General features: G+C 61.4%; 19 protein-coding genes and 1 pseudogene. 3 read left to right on the top strand and 17 right to left on the bottom strand.

Annotated features, from left to right (window positions below; all coding sequences use genetic code 11):
- Positions 1-119: 119 nt before the first annotated feature.
- From HMPREF2808_RS03750 to rimM, 4 genes are read right to left on the bottom strand one after another with little or no spacing between them, the layout of a single operon-like run.
- Positions 120-2,423, bottom strand: coding sequence for a Tex family protein (locus tag HMPREF2808_RS03750; RefSeq protein WP_070623808.1), 2,304 nt, complete (start codon positions 2,421-2,423; stop codon positions 120-122).
- A gap of 40 nt (positions 2,424-2,463) precedes the next feature.
- Positions 2,464-2,832, bottom strand: a complete 369-nt coding sequence (locus HMPREF2808_RS03745) for a hypothetical protein (protein ID WP_070526939.1) — start codon at positions 2,830-2,832, stop codon at positions 2,464-2,466.
- A 1-nt stretch (position 2,833) separates the two neighbouring features.
- The gene (gene trmD, locus HMPREF2808_RS03740) at positions 2,834-3,676 is read right to left on the bottom strand and encodes a tRNA (guanosine(37)-N1)-methyltransferase TrmD (RefSeq protein WP_070526936.1); all 843 of its coding nucleotides are present in this window, start codon (positions 3,674-3,676) and stop codon (positions 2,834-2,836) included.
- Positions 3,673-4,173 carry a ribosome maturation factor RimM gene (gene rimM, locus HMPREF2808_RS03735; protein ID WP_070526934.1) on the bottom strand — a complete coding sequence of 167 codons (501 nt, stop codon included), beginning with the start codon at positions 4,171-4,173 and terminating at the stop codon, positions 3,673-3,675. The genes trmD and rimM overlap by 4 nt, the downstream gene beginning before the upstream one ends.
- A gap of 33 nt (positions 4,174-4,206) precedes the next feature.
- On the opposite strand from rimM, the gene HMPREF2808_RS03730 reads away from it, so the two are divergent.
- Both HMPREF2808_RS03730 and HMPREF2808_RS03725 read left to right on the top strand, forming a co-directional pair.
- Entirely contained in the window at positions 4,207-4,605 is a 399-nt protein-coding gene (locus HMPREF2808_RS03730) for a cupin domain-containing protein (RefSeq protein ID WP_070526931.1), read from the top strand.
- Positions 4,606-4,628: 23 nt separating this feature from the next.
- On the top strand, positions 4,629-5,297 hold the full coding sequence (locus tag HMPREF2808_RS03725) for a TetR/AcrR family transcriptional regulator (protein WP_070526927.1): 669 nt from the start codon (positions 4,629-4,631) through the stop codon (positions 5,295-5,297).
- Positions 5,298-5,350: 53 nt separating this feature from the next.
- Here HMPREF2808_RS03725 and rpsP read toward each other — a convergent pair whose 3' ends face one another.
- Positions 5,351-5,875, bottom strand: coding sequence for a 30S ribosomal protein S16 (gene rpsP, locus HMPREF2808_RS03720; protein WP_046648030.1), 525 nt, complete (start codon positions 5,873-5,875; stop codon positions 5,351-5,353).
- 295 nt (positions 5,876-6,170) lie between these two features.
- On the opposite strand from rpsP, the gene HMPREF2808_RS03715 reads away from it, so the two are divergent.
- Positions 6,171-8,423 carry an acyltransferase family protein gene (locus HMPREF2808_RS03715; protein ID WP_070526924.1) on the top strand — a complete coding sequence of 751 codons (2,253 nt, stop codon included), beginning with the start codon at positions 6,171-6,173 and terminating at the stop codon, positions 8,421-8,423.
- Between the two features lie 65 nt (positions 8,424-8,488).
- On the opposite strand, the gene ffh is transcribed toward HMPREF2808_RS03715, so the two are convergent.
- The 12 genes and pseudogenes from ffh to HMPREF2808_RS13470 all read right to left on the bottom strand — a co-directional run bounded on the left by ffh (position 8,489) and on the right by HMPREF2808_RS13470 (position 22,550).
- On the bottom strand, positions 8,489-10,090 hold the full coding sequence (gene ffh, locus HMPREF2808_RS03710; RefSeq protein ID WP_070526920.1) for a signal recognition particle protein: 1,602 nt from the start codon (positions 10,088-10,090) through the stop codon (positions 8,489-8,491).
- 50 nt (positions 10,091-10,140) lie between these two features.
- The gene (locus HMPREF2808_RS03705; protein ID WP_070526917.1) at positions 10,141-12,240 is read right to left on the bottom strand and encodes a [protein-PII] uridylyltransferase; all 2,100 of its coding nucleotides are present in this window, start codon (positions 12,238-12,240) and stop codon (positions 10,141-10,143) included.
- 3 nt (positions 12,241-12,243) lie between these two features.
- Positions 12,244-12,582 (bottom strand): P-II family nitrogen regulator, encoded by a 339-nt coding sequence (locus tag HMPREF2808_RS03700; RefSeq protein ID WP_070526914.1) that lies wholly within the window; start codon positions 12,580-12,582, stop codon positions 12,244-12,246.
- 3 nt (positions 12,583-12,585) lie between these two features.
- Positions 12,586-13,972 (bottom strand): annotated as a pseudogene (locus HMPREF2808_RS03695) (ammonium transporter).
- Between the two features lie 157 nt (positions 13,973-14,129).
- On the bottom strand, positions 14,130-14,498 hold the full coding sequence (locus HMPREF2808_RS03690; protein ID WP_070526910.1) for a Na+/H+ antiporter subunit G: 369 nt from the start codon (positions 14,496-14,498) through the stop codon (positions 14,130-14,132).
- Between the two features lie 4 nt (positions 14,499-14,502).
- Entirely contained in the window at positions 14,503-14,793 is a 291-nt protein-coding gene (locus HMPREF2808_RS03685) for a cation:proton antiporter (RefSeq protein ID WP_070445483.1), read from the bottom strand.
- On the bottom strand, positions 14,790-15,344 hold the full coding sequence (locus HMPREF2808_RS03680; protein ID WP_070526907.1) for a monovalent cation/H+ antiporter subunit E: 555 nt from the start codon (positions 15,342-15,344) through the stop codon (positions 14,790-14,792). Before HMPREF2808_RS03680 ends, HMPREF2808_RS03685 begins: the two co-directional genes overlap by 4 nt.
- On the bottom strand, positions 15,345-16,886 hold the full coding sequence (locus HMPREF2808_RS03675; RefSeq protein ID WP_070526904.1) for a monovalent cation/H+ antiporter subunit D family protein: 1,542 nt from the start codon (positions 16,884-16,886) through the stop codon (positions 15,345-15,347).
- Complete coding sequence (locus HMPREF2808_RS03670; RefSeq protein ID WP_070526901.1) at positions 16,887-17,324, bottom strand: cation:proton antiporter subunit C; 438 nt, start codon at positions 17,322-17,324, stop codon at positions 16,887-16,889.
- A complete protein-coding gene (locus tag HMPREF2808_RS03665; protein ID WP_070526898.1) occupies positions 17,321-20,302 on the bottom strand; it encodes a DUF4040 family protein in 2,982 nt (993 codons plus the stop codon). The genes HMPREF2808_RS03670 and HMPREF2808_RS03665 overlap by 4 nt, the downstream gene beginning before the upstream one ends.
- A 188-nt stretch (positions 20,303-20,490) precedes the next feature.
- Positions 20,491-22,335, bottom strand: a complete 1,845-nt coding sequence (gene ftsY / locus HMPREF2808_RS03660) for a signal recognition particle-docking protein FtsY (protein WP_070527591.1) — start codon at positions 22,333-22,335, stop codon at positions 20,491-20,493.
- A gap of 74 nt (positions 22,336-22,409) precedes the next feature.
- Positions 22,410-22,550: a hypothetical protein gene (locus HMPREF2808_RS13470; RefSeq protein ID WP_168162408.1), complete on the bottom strand. Its 141-nt coding sequence runs from the start codon at positions 22,548-22,550 to the stop codon at positions 22,410-22,412.
- Positions 22,551-22,691: the final 141 nt, after the last annotated feature.

Below are 22,691 nucleotides of genomic sequence, written 5' to 3'. Positions count from 1 at the left end.
CGATCGCTCCACCCCACGGGCTTGTCCAACCCACCGTCCGTACAGAAGAAGCCGCTGAAAACTCGCAAACCCCCAACCGTTTGAACAGTCAGGGGGTTTGGTGCGCAACTAGGTGAACTTTAGAAGCCGGCCTTCTTGAGGGCATCGGCCATCGAACCACCGCCGCCGCGGTCCGAGCGGCCACGCCCACCGTCGCGGCGGGAGTTGCGACGGTCGGAGCGGCCGCCGCGCCCCTCGGAACGCCCACCGCCGTTGCGGCGCTTGGGGGCGGGCTGGCCGGGTTCGTCGTCAAGCCGCAGCGACAAGCCAATGCGCTGGCGCTCCACGTCTACCTCCATGACCTTCACCTTCACCACCTGGCCCGAACGAACCACATCGTGCGGGTCAGAGACGAACTTGTGGCTCATCGCGGACACATGCACAAGACCGTCCTGGTGCACGCCGACGTCAATGAAGGCACCAAAGGCCGCAACGTTGGTCACGGTACCCTCCAGAATCATGCCCGGTTTCAAGTCCGAGACCTTGTCTACGCCTTCCTTGAAGGTAGCCGTCTTGAATTCTGGGCGCGGGTCGCGGCCCGGCTTATCCAGCTCCGCGATGATATCCGTCACCGTCGGCACACCGAAGGTATCGTCGGCGAAGTCTGCCGGCGACAGCGTCGTCAACACTCGCGAATTGCCGATGAGCTCCGAAACCCCCAGACCGGTCTTCTCCGCGATGCGCGCCACCACCGGGTACGCCTCCGGATGCACGGCCGAAGCATCCAGCGGGTCCTTACCGCCATTGATGCGCAGGAAGCCCGCCGCCTGTTCGAAGGCCTTCGGCCCCAAGCGCGGCACCTTCTTCAGCTCCTTGCGCGAGGCAAACGTGCCATTCTCATCGCGGTAGGCCACGATGTTGGCCGCAATCGTGGAGTTCACACCAGCCACGCGCTCCAGCAGCGGAGCCGACGCCGTATTCAGGTCCACGCCGACGCCATTCACCGCGTCTTCCACCACGCCATCGAGCGTGCGCGCAAGTGCGACTTGGTTGACGTCATGCTGGTACTGCCCCACGCCAATCGCCTTCGGGTCAATCTTCACCAGTTCCGCCAGCGGGTCCTGCAGTCGGCGCGCGATCGAGACCGCGCCGCGCAGGGAGACGTCCATGTCGGGAAATTCATCGGCTGCCAGCTGCGAAGCCGAATACACCGACGCGCCGGCTTCCGAGACCACGACCGGGTTCGGCCGCTTCCCACCCGCCTGCGCGATGAGGTCCGCGACTTCACCGGCAAGCTTCTCCGTCTCACGCGAAGCAGTGCCATTACCAATCGCCATAAGGTCCACCGAATGAGCCGCGCTTAACGACGCCAACTCTCTCACCGCCTCGGCCCACTTCTGCTGCGGCTGGTGCGGGTAGACGATGGTGGTGGCAAGGACCTTACCCGTCGGGTCGACGACCGCGCACTTGACGCCGTTGCGGTAGCCCGGGTCCAAACCCAGCGTCGCGCGCTGGCCCGCTGGGGCCGCCAGCAGAACGTCGCGCAAGTTGGTGGCGAAAACCTTGAGTGCGCCTTCCTCGGCCTTCTCTTTCAGGCGCATGCGCACGTCGAGGCCCGAGGAGATGGAGAGTTTGGTGCGCCAGCCCCAGTGGACGGCGTCGGCAAGCCAGCGTGAGGTAGACACGTCCAGGTCGAAGCGGTCTGCGATCATGCCCTCGTACATGGCGTCATCGCCTGCGTCGAGGTTGAGGTGCAGAACGCCCTCGCTTTCGCCGCGCAGCAGCGCCAAAATGCGGTGCGAGGGAAGCTTCTCGAAAGGCTCGGAGAACTCGAAGTAGTCCTTGAACTTCGCGCCCTCGGTTTCTTTACCCTCGACCACGCTGGCGTTCATGGAACCGCTGGTGTACATGCGCTCGCGCACCTCGCCCACCAGATCCGCATCCAGTGCGAAGCGGTCCACCAGAATGGCGCGGGCGCCATCGAGGGCCTTCTTCGTTTCCTCGAAACCTTCGGTGAGGTACTCCCCCGCCAGCTCGGCCGGGTCCGCCGAGGGGTCCTCGATGAGCTTGTCCGTCAGCGGCTCCAGTCCTGCCTCGCGCGCAATATCCGCCTTGGTCTTGCGGCGCTTCTTATACGGCAGGTACAGATCCTCCAGGCGCGCCTTGGTCTCGCAGCCCTGGATCAGTGCGCGCAGCTCATCGGTAAGCTTGCCCTGCTCCTCAATCGCAGCGAGCACCGTTTCCTTGCGCTCTTCCAGCTCACGCAGGTACGTCGAGCGTTCCTCGATGATACGCAGCTGGGAGTCATCCAGCCCGCCGGTGGCTTCCTTGCGGTAACGGGCAATGAACGGAACGGTGTTACCCTCCGCCATGAGCTTGAGGGCGGCTTCGACAAACTGTTCTTTGACGCCCAGCTCTCCAGCGATGGTGGCTGCGATATTCACAAAACCTCTTTTTGGGTCGGGGACTTAAGACCTTCTCACCCTATACCCCGCCCTGCCACGCGCAGGAAGTGCCCAGGCCAAACTCAGTGTGACCAATCTCTGAGGTTCCGTACCAGAGTGTGTGCGGCGGCAAGCACTCCGCGACGGCGGCGGTGACCTTGGTCAGCGGCAGTTCAGAGGCGCCGTTGACGATGACGCGCCACACGTGTTCGCTCACCGGCGGCTGGCCGTGCTTATCCATGTACTCATTGACCAAGATGTTGTCGGGTTCGCAGGTAAATGACACGACCTCGGCGTTGATGTCCTGTGGCTCGACTCCGCCTTCGTGCAGGCGCTGCGGCATGTCTTTGAGGACCTTGTTCCATTCAGCCTCAGTCATAAGTATTGACAAGTCAGTACTCACGTCCATCTCAATCCTCCTTTAGGGTTTCCAGGTAGGCGCGATCGCTGTCACTTAACTCTGCCGCGTCCAGCAGCTCTGGGCGGCGCTGCCATGTTCGCGCCAGCGACTGCTCGCGGCGCCACCGGTCCACGCGGGCATGGTCACCAGAGGTCAGCACGTCCGGGACCTTGAGGCCGCGCCACTCGCGCGGCTTGGTGTAGCTGGGCCCCTCCAGCAGGCCATCGGAGAAAGAATCCTCTTCGTGCGAGCGCCGGTTCCCCAACACACCAGGAATAAGGCGCACGACGGCCTCGGCGATGACCAGCACAGCTACCTCACCGCCGATGAGCACGTAGTCACCGATGGAGACCTCGCGTACGCGGTAACGCTGCTGCGCATCGTCGACGACGCGCTGGTCGATGCCCTCGTAGCGCCCGCACGCAAAGACAATGTGCTCCTCCGCGGACCACGCTTGCGCATCGGCCTGAGTAAAAGGCGCTCCCGCGGGAGTCGGCACGATAAGCAGCGGCTTGTCCGAATTCTCGCTTTCGCCATAGGAGCGTGCCTCGACGCCATGGATGTCGTCGTGGCGCGGCTTGCTCAGATGCGGCAAAGCGCTCTGCAGGTCCTGGGTGGAGGCGGTGCCGGAGGAGACGTCGTCAAGCGCGGGCCCCCATACCTCAGGCTTCATCACCATCCCTGGGCCGCCGCCATAGGGGGAATCGTCGACGGATTTGTGCACGTCGGTGGCCCACTGGCGCAGGTCGTGCACGCCCACCGCAAGCTTTCCCTGCTCGATGGCCTTGCCCAGCAGCGCGTGGCGCAGCGGGTCGAGGTACTCCGGAAAAATGGTGAGAACGTCAATCCTCATAGGTCGAGCAGCCCTTCCGGCGGGGTGATGGTGCAGGTCCCCGCCTCCAAATCAACCTCCGGCACGATCTCCTCCACGAAGGGAACGAGCGCTTCTTTACCTTCGGTGAGAGTGATTTCAAGGAGGGACTGCGTGGGTCCGTGCGTTACGCCGGTCACCTCGCCCACCTCACTACCATCAAGGAGAACGCGCAGACCTTCTAACTCGTGGTCATAGAAGCCGTCGTCTTCCGGGTCATCCAGGGGTTCGGCGAAGAACTGGGTGCCGCGCAGGGAATCCGCGGCCGTGCGGTCCGGGACTTCCTTGAACGTGATGAGCAGGCGCCCCTTGTGGGCGCGCACCGCAGCGATGGTGAGTTCGTGTTCCTTCTTGCCTTGTGTGCCGTGGAGAACCTCGCCGACGGCGAATCGGGTCTCAGGGGAATCGGTGGTCACCTCGACGGAGACCTCGCCTTTAATGCCGTGGGATTTCACCACGCGACCAATGAGTAGTTCCATGCCTGCTAGCTTAACGGGCTACGCTGGGGCGGCATGACTGAGCTTCCGATCAATGATGTGACCACCTTTGGCGACGCCTCCCACAACAGCGCCGCCCTCACAACGCTAAACCTGCTCGATGAGGCGCCTGAACCGAACCCATCGCGCCCCAGACCAGCCGTTAAGCGGGTCCTCAGCGCCGATGGTGCGAACCTCATCCTCTTTTCGTTCCTACCTGGACAAGACCTACCTGACCACAAAGCCGCGCACCCTATCACTGTCCAAGTGCTACAAGGAGCGGTGACTTTTAGTTGCGGAGAAGAAGAGCACCTGCTCGTTCCCGGACAAATCGTGCACCTTCCGGCGCGCATACCACATGCGGTGTCCTGCAGCGATCAACCTGCACTCATGCTGCTCACCATGTTAACGCCGAACATTGGCGCGAATGTCTAGACTTTTAGTACGATACTTTTATTGTGAGTAGTTCGAAGCCGTATCACCATGGAAATTTGCATGAAGAGATCCTCCGGGAGGCCATCAAGCTCGGCCGGGAAGGTGGACCGGAGGCGGTGACGATTCGCGCGGCAACGCGCGCGGTCGGCGTCTCCCCGACAGCCGCCTACCGTCACTTCAAGGACCAAGCCGCGCTTCTCGACGCCGTCGGGACCGTCGCCACCTACGAACTCATCACCAAGCTCAGCGATACCTTCGAAACGACGGAGGGCACCATCATTGACAAAATGATGGCGGCCGGTTTCACCTACTTCCACCATGCCTTGGAAGAGCCGCACTTCTTTATGTGCATGATGGCCGCGAGCAGCTTTGATATTCCGGCCGGGCTCGTAGCCGCGGCTGAGGGGCCCGGCGAAGACCCCCGTGTACAAGCCATGTTCAATTTCTACGGCTACATGGCACAGTACGCGCGCTCGATTGGCCAGGAACCCAATAGGCAGCACATGATGCAGAATTGCCTAGCCGGATGGTCCACGGTGCACGGTTTCACAGTCTTGTGCCTCAGCGGTCATTTGGGATCGCTACCGGAGGAAAAGGTGGAAGCTATGGCGCAGTCGGTTATTGCCTCCGCTGTCCGCGGGTTGGACTTCGAAAATCCTCTGGAGGTCCGCCTCCCACGGCCGAAAAACTAGATAATCCCCGCGACCTACAGGTCAGCGGGGTTAATCTTTTAGCCGAGTAGAACTTACTCTGCGGACTCCTCAGCCTCAGCGGAGTCGGCCTCTTCAGCCTTAGCAGCCTCTTCCTCGGCCTTAGCAGCCTCAGCAGCAGCGGCTTCCTCAGCAGCCTTCTCGGCGGCAGCCTTAGCCTCGGCCTCTTCCTTGGCCTTGCGCTTCTTCTCGGTGATAGCCTCGATGGTCGGGCCGTTGTTGGCCTCAGCCAGTGCAGCGTTGAAGAGGTCCAGCTTGGACGGCTTCGGCTCAGCAACCTTCAGGGTGCCCTCTGCGCCCGGCAGACCCTTGAACTTCTGCCAGTCACCGGTCACCTTGAGCAGTGCGAGAACCGGCTCGGTCGGCTGTGCGCCGACACCCAGCCAGTACTGAGCGCGCTCGGAATCGATCTGAATCAGGGACGGCTCCTGCTTCGGCTGGTAGATACCGATGTTCTCGATAGCCTTGCCGGAGCGACGGGTGCGTGCATCAGCAACGATGACACGGTACTCAGCGTTGCGGATCTTACCCATACGCTGCAGCTTGATCTTAACGGCCATGATTGGCTCCTTTTCTAGTCACCGGGCAGTTCAGACACGCGCCGCTTGGTGGCGCGCCGGTTCAACCCTTGAATTTTATCCTGCGCGTGACGTGCCGGCCGTCCGTAGGCGGTACCGACGTTACGCAGAGATGAAGTTTTACGTGTCCTCCACGCGGTGCGTGAACAACCTCAACAACTTTAGCGGAACCCACACGAGATAGGAAATTCCCCTTAGCTCTTGCGTGGTTAGGCCTTACCCCGCGAAGGGGGTAGTCTGTAATGCGGTTATTTCGACGCCACACAATCCTCTTTTTATGAATAAACAAGCCCCCTCTACATTCCGCTACCGTTATGACCTCGACGGCCTCCGCGGCATCGCGATCGCCTTGGTTGTTCTGTACCACGTCTTCGTTGGTCGTGTCTCAGGTGGCGTCGATGTCTTCCTCCTGCTTTCCGGTTACTTCTTCTTAGGCTCGCAGCTGCGCTATGCCGCACGGCCGAATGCCTCCCTGAACCCGTGGTGGCCCATCTGGCGCACGCTCCGCCGGCTTGTTCCTTCCCTCGTGCTCGTCATCGGCGTGAGCTATGTGCTTGTCCGGCTCTTCGCGCCGAAGCTCATGAACACGGAGCTCACCAAGCAGATCACTGCGACGGTCTTCTACTACCAGAACTGGGAATTGGCACGGCAGAACGCTGACTACGCCGCCGCTTCAGCAACAACATCGCCTCTGCAGCACATGTGGTCCATGGCAGTGCAGGGCCAGTTCTACCTACTGGGCATCTTCTTCGCCCTTGGCTTGGCCGCTTTCATGCGCCTGCGCCCAAAGAACACGGGGCTGCGAGAACAGCGCTTCTCTTCCATTAATTCCATCGCTGGCCCGATTCTCCTCGTAGTTACCGTCGTCTCTTTTGCCTATGCATCCCGCGACGGACTCTTCGGCACCCCCGAAAATTACTACTCCACATGGTCTCGCGCTTGGGAGCTGACTTTGGGCGCAGTGCTCGTCATTTATGGTTCGCACCTGCGCATGCCGCAGCGCCTGTCCAACCTCGCCACGGCTCTCGGCTTGGCGGCTCTGGCTAGTACCGGCCTAGTTATCTCCGACAGCTTGGCCTTCCCTGGGCCGCTGTCTCTTCTGCCCATCGGCGGTGCAGTACTCATCATCATTGGTTCTGGCGGGTCGTTCTCGCGGGTGCTCACCACCCGGGTATCTCGCTGGCTCGGTGATATCGCCTACCCGCTCTACCTGTGGCATTGGCCGCTACTCATCATTTCCATCGCCGCGCTCGGTCTTGAGACTCCTCCGTGGTGGCTCGGATCCATCATCATCGTGGTGTCGCTGGGCTTGGCGGACGTGACGCACCGTTTCGTCGAGAAGCCCCTGCGCCAGCACCGCAAACGCCCGCTTGCCGACGACCTCCCCGTCCACCGCGGTTTCGCCGACCTTCGCACGCGCACCGGCGCTCTGCGCGGCGTTGGCGGAGTCGTCGTCGCCGCCTGCACCGTTGCACTCGTGGCCGTTCAACCGCTGTGGCTGCGCAGCCTACAGGAGGCGAACCAGGAAATCCTCGACCCGAAGCTCTACCCAGGGGCAACGACCTTCGTCGAGAACATCACGCCGCCTGAGAACGTAGAGATCAAGCCTGATCCGATTCTCGCGCGTGGCATCCAGCCGCCAGTCGCCGATAACTGGTGCTTCATCCCGGAACAAGAGCCAACGGACTACTTCATCGAGACCCAGAAGGACGGCGTGACGCCGTGCATCTTTGGTGACGTTGATTCCGACGTCGAGGTCTACTTGGTAGGCGGTTCGCACGCGGAGCAGTATTCTTCGGCCTTGGATCACTTGGGCCGCGAGATGGGTTTCAAGCTGGTTCCGCTCACCCGCGTGGGTTGCCCCATTGAGCTCGGCGATGAACTGAGTGTCAAGCCTTCTTGCGCCGAGTGGAGCAAGGAAGCGGTCAAGCGCATTATCGACGCGGACCCGGCCCTCGTAGTCTCTAATTCAACGCGCCCCGGTCAGCCCTTGGGTCACGGCCCAGACGCTGTCCCGCCCGGCTATAAGGCCTTCTGGGACGAGTTGGCCAAGCACGATATTCCCTTCTTGGGTTTCCGTGATAACCCGTGGGGATTCGATGAGCACGGCAATGGCCTCCAGTTTGATGAATGCTACGTAGCCACCCAGGATTCCCTCGGCTGCGGCATGCGTTTCGAAGAGGTCTACGCTCCCTATGACCCCGGCGCCGAAGTCCTCTCCCAGTACAAGAACATGCTGGCCGTGGACACCTCGAAGTGGTTCTGCGATGCCAACGGCGATTGCCCGGTCATCATCGGCAACATCATGGTCTACCGCGATATGCACCACTTCACCAAGGCCTTTGCGGATTCGGCCATCCCGCTCATCCGTGAAGCCATCACCCCCTTCCTCAATGGCGAGACGGTGCAGCAGCAGCCCCCGCAGATTCCGACGGACAGTCCCATGGTGCCCCAGACCGCTGAGACGTCACCGGCCACACCCGCGGTGCCTATCCCCTATCCTGCATATCCAGCAGATAAAGCCATTTAGTCCAAAAGGGCCGGCGCTAAAAAGCGCCGGCCCTTTCTTAACGAAGAATGCTGCTGCATTCTTCGTTATTTCTTTTTGCCCTGCCCAAAGTCCAGGTTGTTGAGGTCGATATTCTCCATGCCCTTGGGCATCTTGATATCGCCTAGCCCGGGCATGCCGCCGCCGAGCTGTTCCTGCATCTTCTGCAGTTCCTGCATCGACGGCATCCCGCCACCCATGCCAGGCATTCCCCCACCACGACGCTTCGGCGGCTTGCGCTTGCCATTCTTGCCCTTGCGGCCCTTCGGCTTCTTCTTGGTAGCGGAACGCCCACCGCCCATGCCCGGCATGCCAAAACGACCGGCCATCTGCGACATCATCTTCTTGGCTTCGGTGAAGCGCTCGATGAGCTGATTGACGTCAGAAACGCTCACACCAGAACCGAGGGCAATACGCTTGCGGCGCGAAGCGTTGAGAATCTTCGGGTTCTCGCGCTCCTCCGGCGTCATACCGCGGATGATGGCCTGGATGCGGTCGAGCTGCTTTTCGTCGACCATGTCGGCGATCTGGTTCATCTTGTTGCCGCCGGGCATCATCTTGAGCAGGTTGCCCATCGGGCCCAGATTGCGCACCATGAGCATCATGTCCAAGAAGTCATTGAGCGTCATCTCGCCGGAGCCCATCTTCTTGGCGGCTTCCTCCGCCTTGGACTGATCCAGCTTGGATTCCGCCTGCTCAATCAGTGTCAGCAGGTCACCCATGCCCAGAATTCGCGAGGACATGCGCTCCGGGTGGAAGACATCGAAATCCTCGAGCTTCTCACCGGTGGAGGCGAACATGATGGGCTTGCCCGTGACCTCACGAATGGACAGCGCCGCACCACCGCGAGCGTCACCGTCCAGCTTGGTCAGGACGACACCGGTGAAGTCCACGCCATCGCGGAAGGCCTCGGCGGTCTGCACTGCGTCTTGACCGATCATCGAGTCGATGACGAAGAGGACTTCGTCCGGGTTGACGGCGTCGCGGATATTGCGGGCCTGCGTCATCAGGGTTTCATCAATGCCGAGGCGGCCGGCGGTATCGATGATGACGATATCGTGCTGGGTGCGCTTGGCCTCTTCGATACCGCGCTTGGCGACGTCCACCGGATCCCCATGAGAGGTACCCATCTCATGCTCGTGGGAATCCAGGGAGGTGCCAGGATCCGGAGCGTAGACGTCTACCCCGGCGCGCTCGCCGACGATCTGCAGCTGCTGCACCGCGCCCGGGCGCTGGAGGTCACAAGCCACCAGCATCGGGGTGTGCCCCTTGGAAGCCAGATGCTTGGAAAGCTTGCCCGCCAAGGTGGTCTTACCAGCACCCTGAAGGCCGGCGAGCATGATGACCGTCGGCGGGTTCTTCGCCAGGTTCAGGCGGCGGGTCTCGCCGCCGAGAATCTCGATGAGCTCCTCGTTGACGATCTTGACTACCTGCTGCGCCGGGTTCAGTGCCTCAGAAACCTCGGCACCTGCCGCGCGTTCCTTAATGCGCTTAATAAAGCCGCGCACGACGTTGAGCGAGACGTCCGCCTCCAGCAACGCCAGACGGATTTCGCGTGCTGTGGCATTGATGTCCGCCTCGGTCAGCTTGCCCTTGCCGCGCAGGCCGGACAGGGCTGATTGCAAGCGGTCAGACAAAGACTCAAACACGTTAAAAGTGCTCCCTCAACTATCGTGGATAAATTTATAACTTCCCCAGCTTAGCCGTTGACCAGTGCTTGGGTCACATTCCGGACCAGGGTGGCACGGGGGACGTCGCCAAGCGGCACTGCGTGAAGCACCATCGTGGCGCCCGGTGTGGTGGTGGATAGCCACTCGCACTCCGGAAGCAGCGCCAGCACGTGGCCTAGGGTACCTGGGTAGTCATCAATTCGAACCTCGAAGACTCCCCTGGTCCACATCGCAGTCGCGGGCCCTGGTACAAAATCCGGCAGCACCGTGTAAGTTCCGGATTTATAAGACTGCACGAGGCGTTCCTCTACCGTTGCGAGATCGATGGCACCGTGGAGGGCGCGGATATCGAATTCGCCAGCATAGCCCTCCTCAGTGCGCACGAGGCGCGAGGAGAGGATGTTCCAGCCCAACGCTGCGATGAGCGCCAGCGCGCGCACAGCCTCCCGTTGGTAGCTGCCGCGCCACAGGACGGTAAAGCTGTCATCCTCGGGGTTGTGGCGCAGTCCGATATCACGGTCGGCGGCAACCAGAGGACGAACTGGTCGAAGTGCTTCCAGTTGTGCGAAAGCGCGGCCACTGACCGCTTCGATTCCCTTCTCCAGCCTGCGGTTCCACACGCTAGGACCGGTGGACTCGGCATCGGTGCGGGCGAGCACAACGAGGAGCGCCAGAGTCAGGTAGTCATAACGCACGGCTTCGAGGAGCTCGTCACGCGCTTCATCGGATAAGGGGTCCGTGCGGGAGACGATGCGCGCCAGAGTGGTGTGCTCTGCGACCACGGTTTGCACGCGGGAGCGATCCGCCAGGTCGAGACCAAGCTTGGCCGCGGCACGCGCCACCATCTCCGCCCCCACCAGCTCGTGAGGGCGGCCATATCCTTTCCCAATATCGTGGTAGAGCCCCACCAAGAGCAGCAGATCGGGCCGCGCCACGGAGGTGCGGGCTTCTGCACAGCGCGCGACGGTAAGGATGGAGTGATAGTCCACGGTGTGAGAGTGCGTGCGCTCCCGCGGCAACAAGCCTCGAATGTGCTCCCACTCTGGGACGATTCGCTCCCACAGGCCATGCGCGTCCATCTCCTGGATGAGGCGCGGAGTGTTGAGGGGCGAGGACAATAAACTGAAGAATGCATCCGTCGCAGCGGCGGGCCAGCGTTCGGGCAGTTCCGGCAACTCGCGCAGCTGTTCCCAGACATGAGGCGGGACGCTTCTGCCCGAGCGCGCTGCGGCGGCGGCCACGCGCAAAAGCAACCACGGCTCATCCAAGTTGGCGGTGCGTGCGAGACGGATCTCGCCCCCGGCATCAACCACCCCGATATCGAGGGGTTTGCGTGTGCGGTTGTGGCTGCGTTTGGATACGACTCCCCGGGCAGTCGCCAATGCCCTCTCCACGGCTTTGTCTACCGCAGTAGCAGCGGTGACGACGGCCGCGGACAACTCATAACGGTCGGCGAAACCAAGCTCGTGGGCGATCTCCGCGGCGAATTCGGGGTCGAGGACGTCGCGGTGCCGGCGGGCGGTGACGTGGAGGAGCGTGCGGACGTCGAGAAGCAAGGCCTGCTCCTCCTCAAGTGCTGGGGCATCCGCGAGGTTGCCGAGGGCGAGCGCCCGCAGGAATTGGATATCGCGCAGGCCGCCGCGCCCATTTTTAATATCCGGGTGGGTCATCGTGGCCAGGGTGCCGGAGCGGCGCCAGCGGGTGATGGCGAGGTCGACGAAAGCGTCGAAGTTGCTCTGCAGCAGGCGACGCCACGAGGCATAGACCTGGGCGCGGGTAGAATCTACCAGCTGCTTATCGCCGGCGACGAAGGCCAGGTCCAGCTGCGCGAAGCCGGCGGCGGGATCAGAACCGGCGATGGCACCGAACTCGCGCGGAGTGCGCACAGCGTAGTCAAGCCGGTATTTGGCATCCCAGATGGGGTACCAGATTTCGGCGACCACATCTTCGGGCAGCTCCATATCATCCGGGTGAAGGAGGATGAGGTCGAGATCCGAAAAAGGGGCCATCGCCCGGCGGGCGAAGGAACCCGTGGCGGCAAGCGCACAGCCGGGCGGAAGCTGCAGGGACTGCGTGAGATCTATCGCCGAGGCATAGGCTTCCTCACGCAGTTGAGCGGCCGTAGACACTTCTTACAGGGCTGCCTCGCCGCGCTCGCCGGTGCGCACGCGGATGACGTCCTCAACAGGAGTAATCCAGATCTTGCCGTCACCGATCTTTCCGGTATAGGCAGCATCAACGATGGCAGAAAGGATATCCTCCACCTGTTCGTCGGAGGTGACTACCTCCAGCTTGACCTTGGGTACGAAGTCGGTGGCATACTCGGCACCACGGTAGACCTCGCTGTGGCCGCGCTGCTGACCGAAACCCTGGGTCTCGGTCACGGTCAGGCCGTGCACGTCGTGCTGCTCCAAGGCCTCACGGATTTCCGGCAGCGTGAACGGTTTGACGATGGCAGTGATGAGCTTCATCTGTTACTCCTTAGCTCCGGCGGTGTCGACCCGCGGCTGGACGGTTGGTGCAGGATTAATCCTAGCGTCGTGGGTGTGGCGGCGGTGCGACGCCACGGACTCACGGAAATCATAAGCGGTCTCACGGTGCTCAGACAGATCGATGCCTTCGGCTTCATCATCAATCCGCCACCCCAGGGTGGCGCGGATGATGAGTGCCGCCACCAGAGTAATAGCAGCTGAGAACAGCATCGCGACGATCGCGATGAGCGCTTGGACGACGAGCAGCTTGAGGCCTTCCGAAAAGTGCCCAGTGAGGATGCCGTTATCCGTGGCAAAGAAGGCCAATCCGACGGTTCCCCACAGACCAGCGCACAGGTGGACTCCAACGACATCCGGGGAATCATCAAAGCCCCAACGGTACTTCAGGCCGATGCACAGGCAGGCGATAATCCCGCCGAGGAAGCCGAGGGCGAGAGAACCGAGCGGGCTGAGCGCTCCTGCCGCCGGGGTGATGGCGACGAGTCCCGCAATAGCGCCGGATACTGCGCCAAGCGAAGTAGCGGCGTGGTCTCGGATGCGTTCGACCAGCATCCAGCCGAGCATCGCTGCGGCCGCCGCAACAGTGGTGTTGAGCCATGCCAAGCCTGCTAGCCCATCCGCAGCGAAGGCGGAACCGCCATTGAAACCGAACCAGCCGAACCACAGAAGCGCAGCGCCCAGCATCACCATCGGGAGGTTGTGGGGCCTATCGATGTGCTTCGGAAAGCCCGCGCGCGGGCCCACGACGATGGCCAGAACCAGGGCAGCCGCACCAGCGGAGATGTGCACGACGGTACCGCCGGCGAAGTCGATGGGAGCGATGAGGGCCTCACCGTTTGATACACCGAAGAGCCACGCTGCGAGTGAGCGCGGGGCATGGGAGAGCACTCCCCCCGCCCCACACCATGTGGGCGAGCGGAAAGTAGGCGAAGGTCACCCACACGCCTGCGAAAGTTAACCACGCGGAAAACTTCACGCGGCCGGCGAGGGCACCGGAGATGATGGCTATCGAAATAATGGCGAACGTGGCTTGGAAACCGATGTCGATGACGTTGGGATAACCAGCGCTACCGGCAATGTACTCGGCGGCGGGCCCGGTGATTTGGCCGCGCAGCCCCCAGGCTTCAAACGGGTTGCCCACGATTCCCGCCAGCGAACTGCCCGCATAAGACATTGACCATCCCCACAGGACGTAGAGTACTGGGACCAGCGCTAACGCGCCGAAGGACATCATCATCATGTTGAGGACGTGGCGATTGCCCGCCATTCCGCCGTAGAACAATGCCAATCCGGGGGTCATGAGCAGCACCAAGGATGCGCTGATCAGCATCCACGCTGCATCACCGGACGAGAATGCATCAGGAGTCATAGTTCAACTAACCTCTTTTCTATAACTTGATAGGTACAGTTCCCAAAATACCTATAGCTCTATAGATTTAGGAAGAAGTATGAGTCCTAGATCACATCCACGATCTAAAAAGCGGTGAGAACAGCACTATCCTCACCGCTTTCCTGAAGCTTCTCCCCTAGATTTCTTCCTCAGAGGCTTCAACTGTCTGCATACTCTTGCGCATGCGCTTGGCGTACTTCACATCCGTGACGGTCACGCCGTAGATGGAACGGCCCATGTAGAAGGAGCCCACCGACGCGATGATCCACACGCCGAAACACGCGATCATGACCTTGATCAGCGACCACAGGGAAAACCCGTTCTCAGCAAAATCCACGACCAACTTCGCCACAAGCAGCAGCGGAACGGCCAAACCGACCGTCGGCCCCAGCAGGTTGACGCGGGTCAGGGCATCGGGCGCACGCCACAAGGCGATGGCGGTCCCAATGACCAAGACCGTGGCTACGACCAACAGAATCGAGGCGATAATCTCCGCGATAGTCATGGTCTTACCTCCTACCCTTCGAGATGATGCGGGCCATCGACAACGTCGGCAGAACGCCGGCCGCAATAGCCGCGAGCATGGCGATGTCATAGACGATGGACGCGTGATTAGTCATGGACCACGAAATATACATGCACAGCATGCCGTAAAAGACCATGTCACTCATCACGGTTCGGGTGAGCTCATCGCGGGAGCGCAACGCCAGCACCAACGCCGCGCACACCGATGCACCAATGAGGAAAATACAGACAAAAACTACCCATTGAAAGGCGCTCATCGAGGAAAAATCAATCATTTCTTATCATCCTTTCGGGCATCCTTGTTCTGCGCAACCTGGCGCAGGGGCCACACGGAATACTTCTCCACATCATGCGCGGCCAGCGGGGTATCGTCCGTCTTCGCGATATCGGGTGCACGCATATGGCGGCCCAGCGTATCCAGCGGGTACTCGTAAAACGTGGGCGCGAGCTCCTTTGTGGGGCCCTGACCAGGAACGCCATAGTCAATTCCCTTCACCCGCGGGGCGAGGCGCTCCTCCATATCCGCCAGATCTTCCATGATGCTGGCTGGGTCATCCCCCATGACCGCCTGAACCAGCACGATGCGCGGCAGGCCTTCTGCCACCGGCTCGCGCAAACCCAAGGACAGCGTCCCCGGGGTTGCCGTAATGGACGAGGTGAACCAGAAGATCTCCCACGCGCTAGTCACGCGCAAGGGGTACCGCACCACTACCGGCCGGTAGTTATTCTGCGGCTTGAAGGATTCCGCGGCGAGCGAGAAACCCGCGACGAAGATTTCCTTGATCAGCCATAGCGCGTAGACAACGGCATGCACTGCAGTCTTCATTTAACGGCCCTCCTGAAGGGAGTCGATGTCGGGTAGGGCTACGGGGCCGTCGCCAAGCACTGCGTCTGCATAAGCCTCCGTATTCAACAAGTCCGCTGAGGCTTCCATCGTGACGCTGATGACCGGACCGGATAGAACGAACATGGTCAGCGAGCCCAAAATGAGCGCTGCCGAGGGCGCCATCAGCTTCTTGCGAATCACAAGTTCATCGGGCACCTTCTCCTTGGGCAGGTCCTTGCCCCAGAAGACTCGGCGCCACACGCGCAACATGGCAAGGAATGCCGCGAAGGACGCGATGATGATCACCGTGATTACGGTCCAGGCCCATCCCCCGCCGGTACGGGCGATTTCCGCGACGATGAGGACCTTGCCCCACATACCGGAGAAGGGTGGGAAGCCCACGACGGAGAAGGCACCGGCGGCAAAGATCCACGCGATAATCGGATCACGGCGCGCCAAGCCAGAAAGCTTGTTGAGCCTGCCCGTACCGTAGGTCTCCTCAATAGCACCGGAGGCCAAAATAAGCGAGCCCACCGTGAGCATGTGGTGAATGGTGTACAGGATTCCAGCAGCCAGCGCGCGCTGGGCATCATGGGTAGTGAAGGCCATCATCACGAGGATGAAGGGCATACCGTTGAGCATCTGGTAGCCCAGCACGCGGCGAATGGAGTTTTCAGCTAGGCCGCCGAAAGCACCAACCAGCATGGAGATGATCATGATGACGATGATGAGTGTCCCCCACCGCTGGTCCATATCAAAGAGCTGCACCCACAGGCGGTAGAGCATGTACACCGCGACCTTGGTGTGCAGGCCAGAGAACAGGCCCATGACGGCAGCGGACGTTCCCGGGTAGGTGCGCGGCAGCCACGACTGCACGGGGAACACACCGGCCTTCGCGGCGATGGCGATAACGATGATGCCCGAGGCCACCGTCACCGGACCATTACCGGCGGCAGCACCCGTGAGCGCCGCCAGGTTGACCACGCCAGCCACCGAGTAGATATAGCCCACACCGACCACCAAAAGCGTGGAGGCGAACAAGTTCACCAGCACGAAGGCGCGGCCGGCAGCCAAGCGTGACCAGGTACCAGACATGGTGATGAGGCCATAGGACGGCAGTAGCATGACCTCGATGAACACGAAGAAGTTGAAGAGATCAGCGGTGAGCAGGGCGCCGCACACGCCGGTGATCAAGATAAGCGTCAGCGATGGGTAGTAGCGAGACTTAGTCTCGCCGCCCACGATGGCAAACCAGTTGGCGCCGAAGGCCACGATCATCGTCGTGATGAGCATCAGTGCTGAGAAGGTATCGGCCGCGAAGGCGATACCTGCGTTACCCACGTAGTTACCCACGCTATGCGCCACCACACCGTTGTTCATGGTGTAGAGCAGCAGCGCAAAGGAAGCGAAGATACCCACGCCCGGAACGATGAGCATGATGGCATCGCGCACACGATGCCACGGCGCGAGCAATGCGAGCGCCGCCGATACGAGGGGAACCGCCGGGAAGAGCGGGAGGAGGGCGCTTACGGTGTCATACATCTAGTTGTCCTCCTCTTGTTCGAGTTCTTTCAAACGATCCATCTTGTTGGCCGAGCGCTGCAGAATCTCGCGGTTCTGGGTATCTCGTCCCAGAGTGGAGAAAGCGTGGTCAATGGTGTTGTCATCCACAGGCTCCACGACGTCCGTGTCGTCGTTCGCGCCCATCGCCGCCATGGTCAGCAGGATGGTCGAGGTTGCCATGGAAATCACCACGGCGGTCAGCACAAAGGCTTGCGGCAGCGGGTCAGCCATCTGGTCCATGCCCACCTGCGACGGAAAGGACTCTCCGCGGTAAGAGTACACGCCGGTGGCCAGAAGCATGAGGTTGGCACCGTGGCCGAAGGCCATCATGCCCAGCACGATGTGCACGAGGCCGCGCTGCTGGATGAGGTAGACAGCGCTACCGATGAGCAATGCAATGGTCAGTGCGAGGATCATGAGCTCTTCTCCTCTGTAGCCGAAGTGTGGTGGGGCGAGGACGCGCGGCGGCGTGCCTCGGATTCATTGAGCAACGCCGTTGGGTCCGAAGACGGGTTGATGGATTCGGGGTAGGGGTCATCGACATCCTCCAGCACCACGCGCGGCGTGTTCGGCAACGCGGAATCATCATCGTGGACCCACGGCAAGAAGTCCCGCTCGGTGCCTGGCCGCAGATAGCCACCCAAAGCATTGATGGCCATCGTGAGCATGCCCAGGACCGCCAGGTAGATACCCAGGTCAAAGATGAGCGACGTGGTCCAGTGCTGCCCCAGGGCGTGGCCGTGGATGGCAGTCAAGAAACCACCGGAACTATGCGACGTCGGGATGTAGCCGATGAAGCCAGCTACCAGCGCCACGATAATGCCCACGCCGGTGAGGTGAATCGGGGTCATGCGGCCGAAGACAATCTCATCGGTGCCGCGTGAGAGATACGTCAGGCCGATGGCCGCGCCCATGATGAGAGCAGCCGGGAAGCCGCCGCCGGAAGCCTGGTGCCCGCGGTAGAACACGATGAAGGACATGACCACCAGAATCGGGATGGCAATGGAAATTCCCTTACGCAGCGGAACCGAGTTGAGCTGCGACTGACCGAACGGCGCCGGACGCGTACCGGAGGTAAACGGGAAGCGCGGCAGCGTCGAGGTGACCGCGGCGATCACGACGGCGGCCATGCCGAGCACCGACAGCTCGCCCAAGGTATCAAGCGCACGGAATTCCACGATGATGGTGGCCACGACGTTATCGCCGCCAGTGATGTCTGGGGCGTTATTGAGGTACCACATGGACAAGTCGGAGCGCTCGTGGCGGCCCATCAGCGCCCACACACCAAGGAATGCGGTGAGTCCGGCGAGCACCGCCACCACGATGGAGCCAACCTTACGGTTGGTGTTCTGTACCGGGTGGAATTTCTCCGGCAGGTAGCGCAGGACCATCATCATGACGATGACGGACAGCGCCTCCACCGTGAACTGGGTCAAGGCAACGTCCGGTGCACCCAGCAGGAACATCTGCAAGGTCACGCCGGTACCCGCGGTACCAATCATGACCGCCCCCGTGAGGCGGTTGCGGGTACGAACCAAGCCAAACATCGACAGCGCCACGATGCCCAGCGGCAGCAGATCCCACGGGTTGTCCAGGCCATCCACGCGCGGGTTCAAGGCCACGCCGTCGACGCCCGTCGACACCAAAGTGGAGCCCGCAAGAATGATGACGAGGAGGACAATCGGCAGGATGAGCTTCGACGGGTTGTGGGTATCCGACATGCGGCCGACGAAGCGGCCGAAGGCTGCGCACACGTCCTGGATCCACTTCAGGATTTGGTTACCGGTGCGCGGCAGGAGCTGGCGCTCCTCCATCGCGGTCCACAGCGGCGTACGGAAGAACAACGCGATGATGCCAGCGATAAGCACCACCACGGAAATAAGCAGCGGAACGTTCAGGCCGTGCCACAGCGCGAGGTGGGAATGACCCTCCATGCCGATGGCCGCCACGATGTTATCGAGCGGCTTATCGAGCGCTCCCATGACGAAGATGATCGGCACCGACATCACACCGGGCAGCGCCGCGGGCAGCCACAGCCTGACCGGCGCCTCATGAACATGCGACATGTTGCGTGGGCCATCGAAGAAGGCACCGAAGATGATCTTGGCGGAGTAGGTAAAAGTGAAGAACGCACCCACGCCGGCGACGATGAGCAGCAGCACCTGGCCGGTCGAGCCAATTGGTGCCTCCTCGAAGGCGGTGAGCATTCCTTCCTTCGACACGAAGCCAAACAGCGGCGGGACCGCCGCCATGGAGGCAGCACCAATGAGCATGGAGCCAAAGGTCCACGGCATCTTGTTCCACAGCACACCAAGGCGGCGGATGTCACGTGAACCAGCCTCGTGGTCGATGACGCCAATGAGCATGAAGATGGAGGACTTAAACAACGCGTGCGCCAGCGTGTGCACGAGGGCCGCTGCGATAGCGAACGGGGTGCCAACACCAATCGTGGCCACAATCCATCCCAGGTGGGACACAGTGGAGTACGCGGTCAGCTTCTTCAAGTCCGTCTTCTGCACGGCAAAGACCGCCGACATCACTGCGGTACCCATACCGGCGACGATGAGCAGCCAGTTCCACGCTGCAACATCATGGAAGATGGTGGAGAAACGAATCAACAGATAAACGCCGGCCTTCACCACGGCCGCTGCGTGCAGGAAGGCCGAGACCGGCGTGGCGGCCGCCATGGCCTCCGGCAGCCAGAAGTGGAAGGGGAACTGCGCGGACTTGGTAAACGCCGAGACCGCAATGAGAATGGCAACCCCGGCGGTCAGGCCTGGGCGCTCGGCCCACACATCAGAGGCGAGGATGCCCTCGAGGCTCGTGGTCCCCGCAGCCGTTGCGGCAATCGCCACGCCGGACAGCAAGGTGAGGCCGCCGATGAAGGTCAGGATGAGCGTGCGCTGCGAACCGGCCTCACCGGACTTGCCGCTGCGCGCGATCAACATGAACGACGCCAGCGATACCAGCTCCCAAGCCAGGAAGAGCACCACGACGTCGTTAGCCAGCACGAGCAGGAGAATCGACAGCGTAAACGCTGTCATCAGCACATAAAAACTGACGTTGCCTTTACCTTTGGGCAGGTAGGCCGCAGAGTAGGTGAACACCACTGCGCCGATGACGAGAGCCAACATGGCAAAGAAAATGCCCAGTGCATCGCCCCGGAAGGCGAGATTAACGTCAACGCCTGGCGCGATGACATCGCGCACCCACGTCACGGAATAGGACAGTTCTTCGCCCCGGGCCAGTGCCGGAAATTCTTTAGCCAACAGTGCCGCGGCGATAATAAAAATGCCGGCTAGCGGGTAGCCGGCTGCGCGATCAGCAACCTTGACGGCTACTGGTGCTAGCGCCACTGCGACAGCTGCGAGGAGGACGACATACAAGAGTGTCACGAAAGAGTAGCCTCACGAACCGTTGTTAGGGCTGTTTAATCAGCCTCACATAGACAGGACTGTCCTAGACTACCATTGTGACCTCCCCCAAAGCACATCTTTAATGGGACGAAGACGACGAAAGCGCCCCGCAAAGGAGGCGCTGCGTCTCGAAAGAACTTAGGTCTAGCCCAGGGATCTATAAGGACTTACTTCTCCCCCAGCAAGGCATCCACGAAGCCCTCAACCTCAAACGGCGCGAGGTCATCTGCACCCTCGCCAAGGCCCACGAGTTTGACCGGCACGCCCAGTTCTTCCTGAACCTGGAAGACGATGCCGCCCTTAGCGGTGCCATCGAGCTTGGTCAGAACAACACCGGTGATGTCGACGACATCGCGGAAGATGCGGGCCTGGGTCAGGCCGTTCTGCCCGACCGTTGCGTCCAACACGAGCAAGACCTCATCGACGTCGGTCTTCTTCTCAACCACGCGCTTGACCTTGCCCAACTGGTCCATGAGGTCCACGGAGGTGTGCAAACGACCAGCGGTGTCCACGAGAACGACGTCCACTCCTTGATCTACGCCAGCGGCCACGGCGTCGAAGGCCACGGAAGCCGGGTCCGCGCCTTCCTTGCCGCGCACGGTGGTAGCGCCCACGCGGCGACCCCAGGTCTCCAGCTGGTCCGCGGCCGCTGCACGGAAGGTATCCGCCGCGCCGAGCAAAACGTTGTGTCCCATGGATACGAGCACGCGGGCCAGCTTGCCCGTCGTGGTGGTCTTGCCAGTGCCGTTGACGCCGACAACCATGATGACGGCCGGCTTGCCCTCATTCGGCATGGCCTTGATGGAACGGTCCATCTCCGGGTGGCCCACCTCGATGAGGGCCTCGCGCAGCATGGCGCGGGCTTCCGCCTCGGAGCTCACTCCGCGCTCCGCAATCTTGTCGCGCAGGGAGTCTGTAACCTGCATCGTGGACTTCGTACCCAAATCCGCCATGATGAGGGTGTCTTCGATTTCCTCCCAGGCATCATCATCCAGGTCACCTGCGGAGAGAATACCCATGAGGCCTTGGCCGATGGCATTCTGCGAACGCGACAGGCGCCCGCGCAGCTTGCCCAAGCGGCCGGCAGCCGGCGCAATATCCTCCTGCGGCTGGGCTGCCGGGGCCTCGACGACCTCAGCGTCGTCGGATACCTCTAGTTCCTCCGGCTCAGCCTCGAGTGCCGCGCTTGCCGACGCCGCTTGGGCCCCCGCCGCCGCAGCGGCCTCCTCTGCTTCAGCTTCCTCTGGCTCGGGCTGCGCTTCTGGTTCAGGCTGTGCTTCTACCACTTCCGCTGCCTCTTCTTCGGCTTCAACCTGAGCAGAAGGCTCCTCCGCAGCCGGAACCTCAGGTTCTTCCGGAGCCTCCTCTTCTACCTTCGGGGCTTCAACTACCGGCTCCGGTTCAGCAGTCTCCGGTTCGGTGGCCGGGACAGCTTCCTCTGTGTCCTCTTCATCCTTCTCAACGGCAGCGGCGCCGGAAGCAGCAGTACCAGCGGCAGCAACGCCCGCAGTTCCTGCAGCGGCTAGGCCAGCGGAGGAATCCTTATCCTCTTCCTCCTTTACCTGGTCCTTCTGTGCAGCCGGTTCCGGCTTGGGCTCTGCCTTAGGCTTCGGCTCTGCCTCAGGCGTCGGTTCCACCGCAGGCTTCGCCGCCTTCTGAGTCTCCTCCGTGCCCTTGAGCTGAGCGTTAGCGAGCTCGGTGGCATCGCGCTGCTCAGACTTCTTCTCCGCTTGCGGCTGAGCTTTGGGCTCGGCCGGTGCGGGCTTGTCAGCCTTAGCCGCAGGCACAGGTTCCTTGGTAGCGCCGCCGCCAGCCGGGGCAAAATTAAAACCAGACTTGGCCTGGTAGTTGCCGGACTTCTGCTGCTGGGTCAGCTCCTTCGGCTCCTCCGCGGGCTTTTCAAAGGAGACCTTCTTTGACTCGCCGCGCTTCTTGCCCAGAACAATGAACAAGACCACCAGCAGAATCAGGACGATGACTGCTATCGCAATCCACAGAAAAGTAGTATTCATGCTTTCCATAGTGCCAGGGTTGCCCACGCCAGGCACCATGAGGAGTCCAAAAAGGCACGAACAGATGCCCTCAGTTAACGCGAAGGCTCGACGCCGCGCATCGTGAAGCCATAAAGCACGGTAGCCACGTCCACCGTTGGCTTCTGGTCAGTGTTGGCTATGAGCTGAGAATCCTTGCGCACCTGACTTAGGTCAGGGCGGATGAGCAACGCCACTCTTGGCACTGCTACCTGGTGTTGTTCGGCAGAGGGATGGGGTTGTTCCGCAGTAAATCACTGCCTAAGCCAGGAAGGCGTCCTGCAGAAGGCATCTGGCAAACGGCATCTCTCCTATCCATCTTCACACTCCTTCCACCT

Origin of the sequence: Corynebacterium sp. HMSC078A10, from assembly GCF_001811565.1 — a bacterium.
Classification (GTDB): Bacteria; Actinomycetota; Actinomycetes; order Mycobacteriales; family Mycobacteriaceae; genus Corynebacterium; species Corynebacterium hesseae.
This window is presented reverse-complemented; position numbering and strand designations above follow the sequence as displayed.

Coding starts and splice junctions, on each gene's coding strand:
- HMPREF2808_RS03700 (WP_070526914.1), bottom strand. CDS start 12,582: ATGAAGCTCATCACTGCCATCGTCAAACCGTTCACGCTGCCGGAAATC.
- rimM (WP_070526934.1), bottom strand. CDS start 4,173: ATGGAACTACTCATTGGTCGCGTGGTGAAATCCCACGGCATTAAAGGC.
- HMPREF2808_RS03670 (WP_070526901.1), bottom strand. CDS start 17,324: ATGATCCTCGCACTGACCATTGCATTGCTCATCGGTAGCGCTGTCTAC.
- HMPREF2808_RS03675 (WP_070526904.1), bottom strand. CDS start 16,886: ATGTATGACACCGTAAGCGCCCTCCTCCCGCTCTTCCCGGCGGTTCCC.
- ftsY (WP_070527591.1), bottom strand. CDS start 22,335: ATGAATACTACTTTTCTGTGGATTGCGATAGCAGTCATCGTCCTGATT.
- trmD (WP_070526936.1), bottom strand. CDS start 3,676: ATGAGGATTGACGTTCTCACCATTTTTCCGGAGTACCTCGACCCGCTG.
- HMPREF2808_RS03680 (WP_070526907.1), bottom strand. CDS start 15,344: ATGAAGACTGCAGTGCATGCCGTTGTCTACGCGCTATGGCTGATCAAG.
- HMPREF2808_RS03715 (WP_070526924.1), top strand. CDS start 6,171: ATGAATAAACAAGCCCCCTCTACATTCCGCTACCGTTATGACCTCGAC.
- HMPREF2808_RS03690 (WP_070526910.1), bottom strand. CDS start 14,498: ATGACTATCGCGGAGATTATCGCCTCGATTCTGTTGGTCGTAGCCACG.
- HMPREF2808_RS03685 (WP_070445483.1), bottom strand. CDS start 14,793: ATGATTGATTTTTCCTCGATGAGCGCCTTTCAATGGGTAGTTTTTGTC.
- rpsP (WP_046648030.1), bottom strand. CDS start 5,875: ATGGCCGTTAAGATCAAGCTGCAGCGTATGGGTAAGATCCGCAACGCT.
- HMPREF2808_RS03745 (WP_070526939.1), bottom strand. CDS start 2,832: ATGGACGTGAGTACTGACTTGTCAATACTTATGACTGAGGCTGAATGG.
- HMPREF2808_RS03730 (WP_070526931.1), top strand. CDS start 4,207: ATGACTGAGCTTCCGATCAATGATGTGACCACCTTTGGCGACGCCTCC.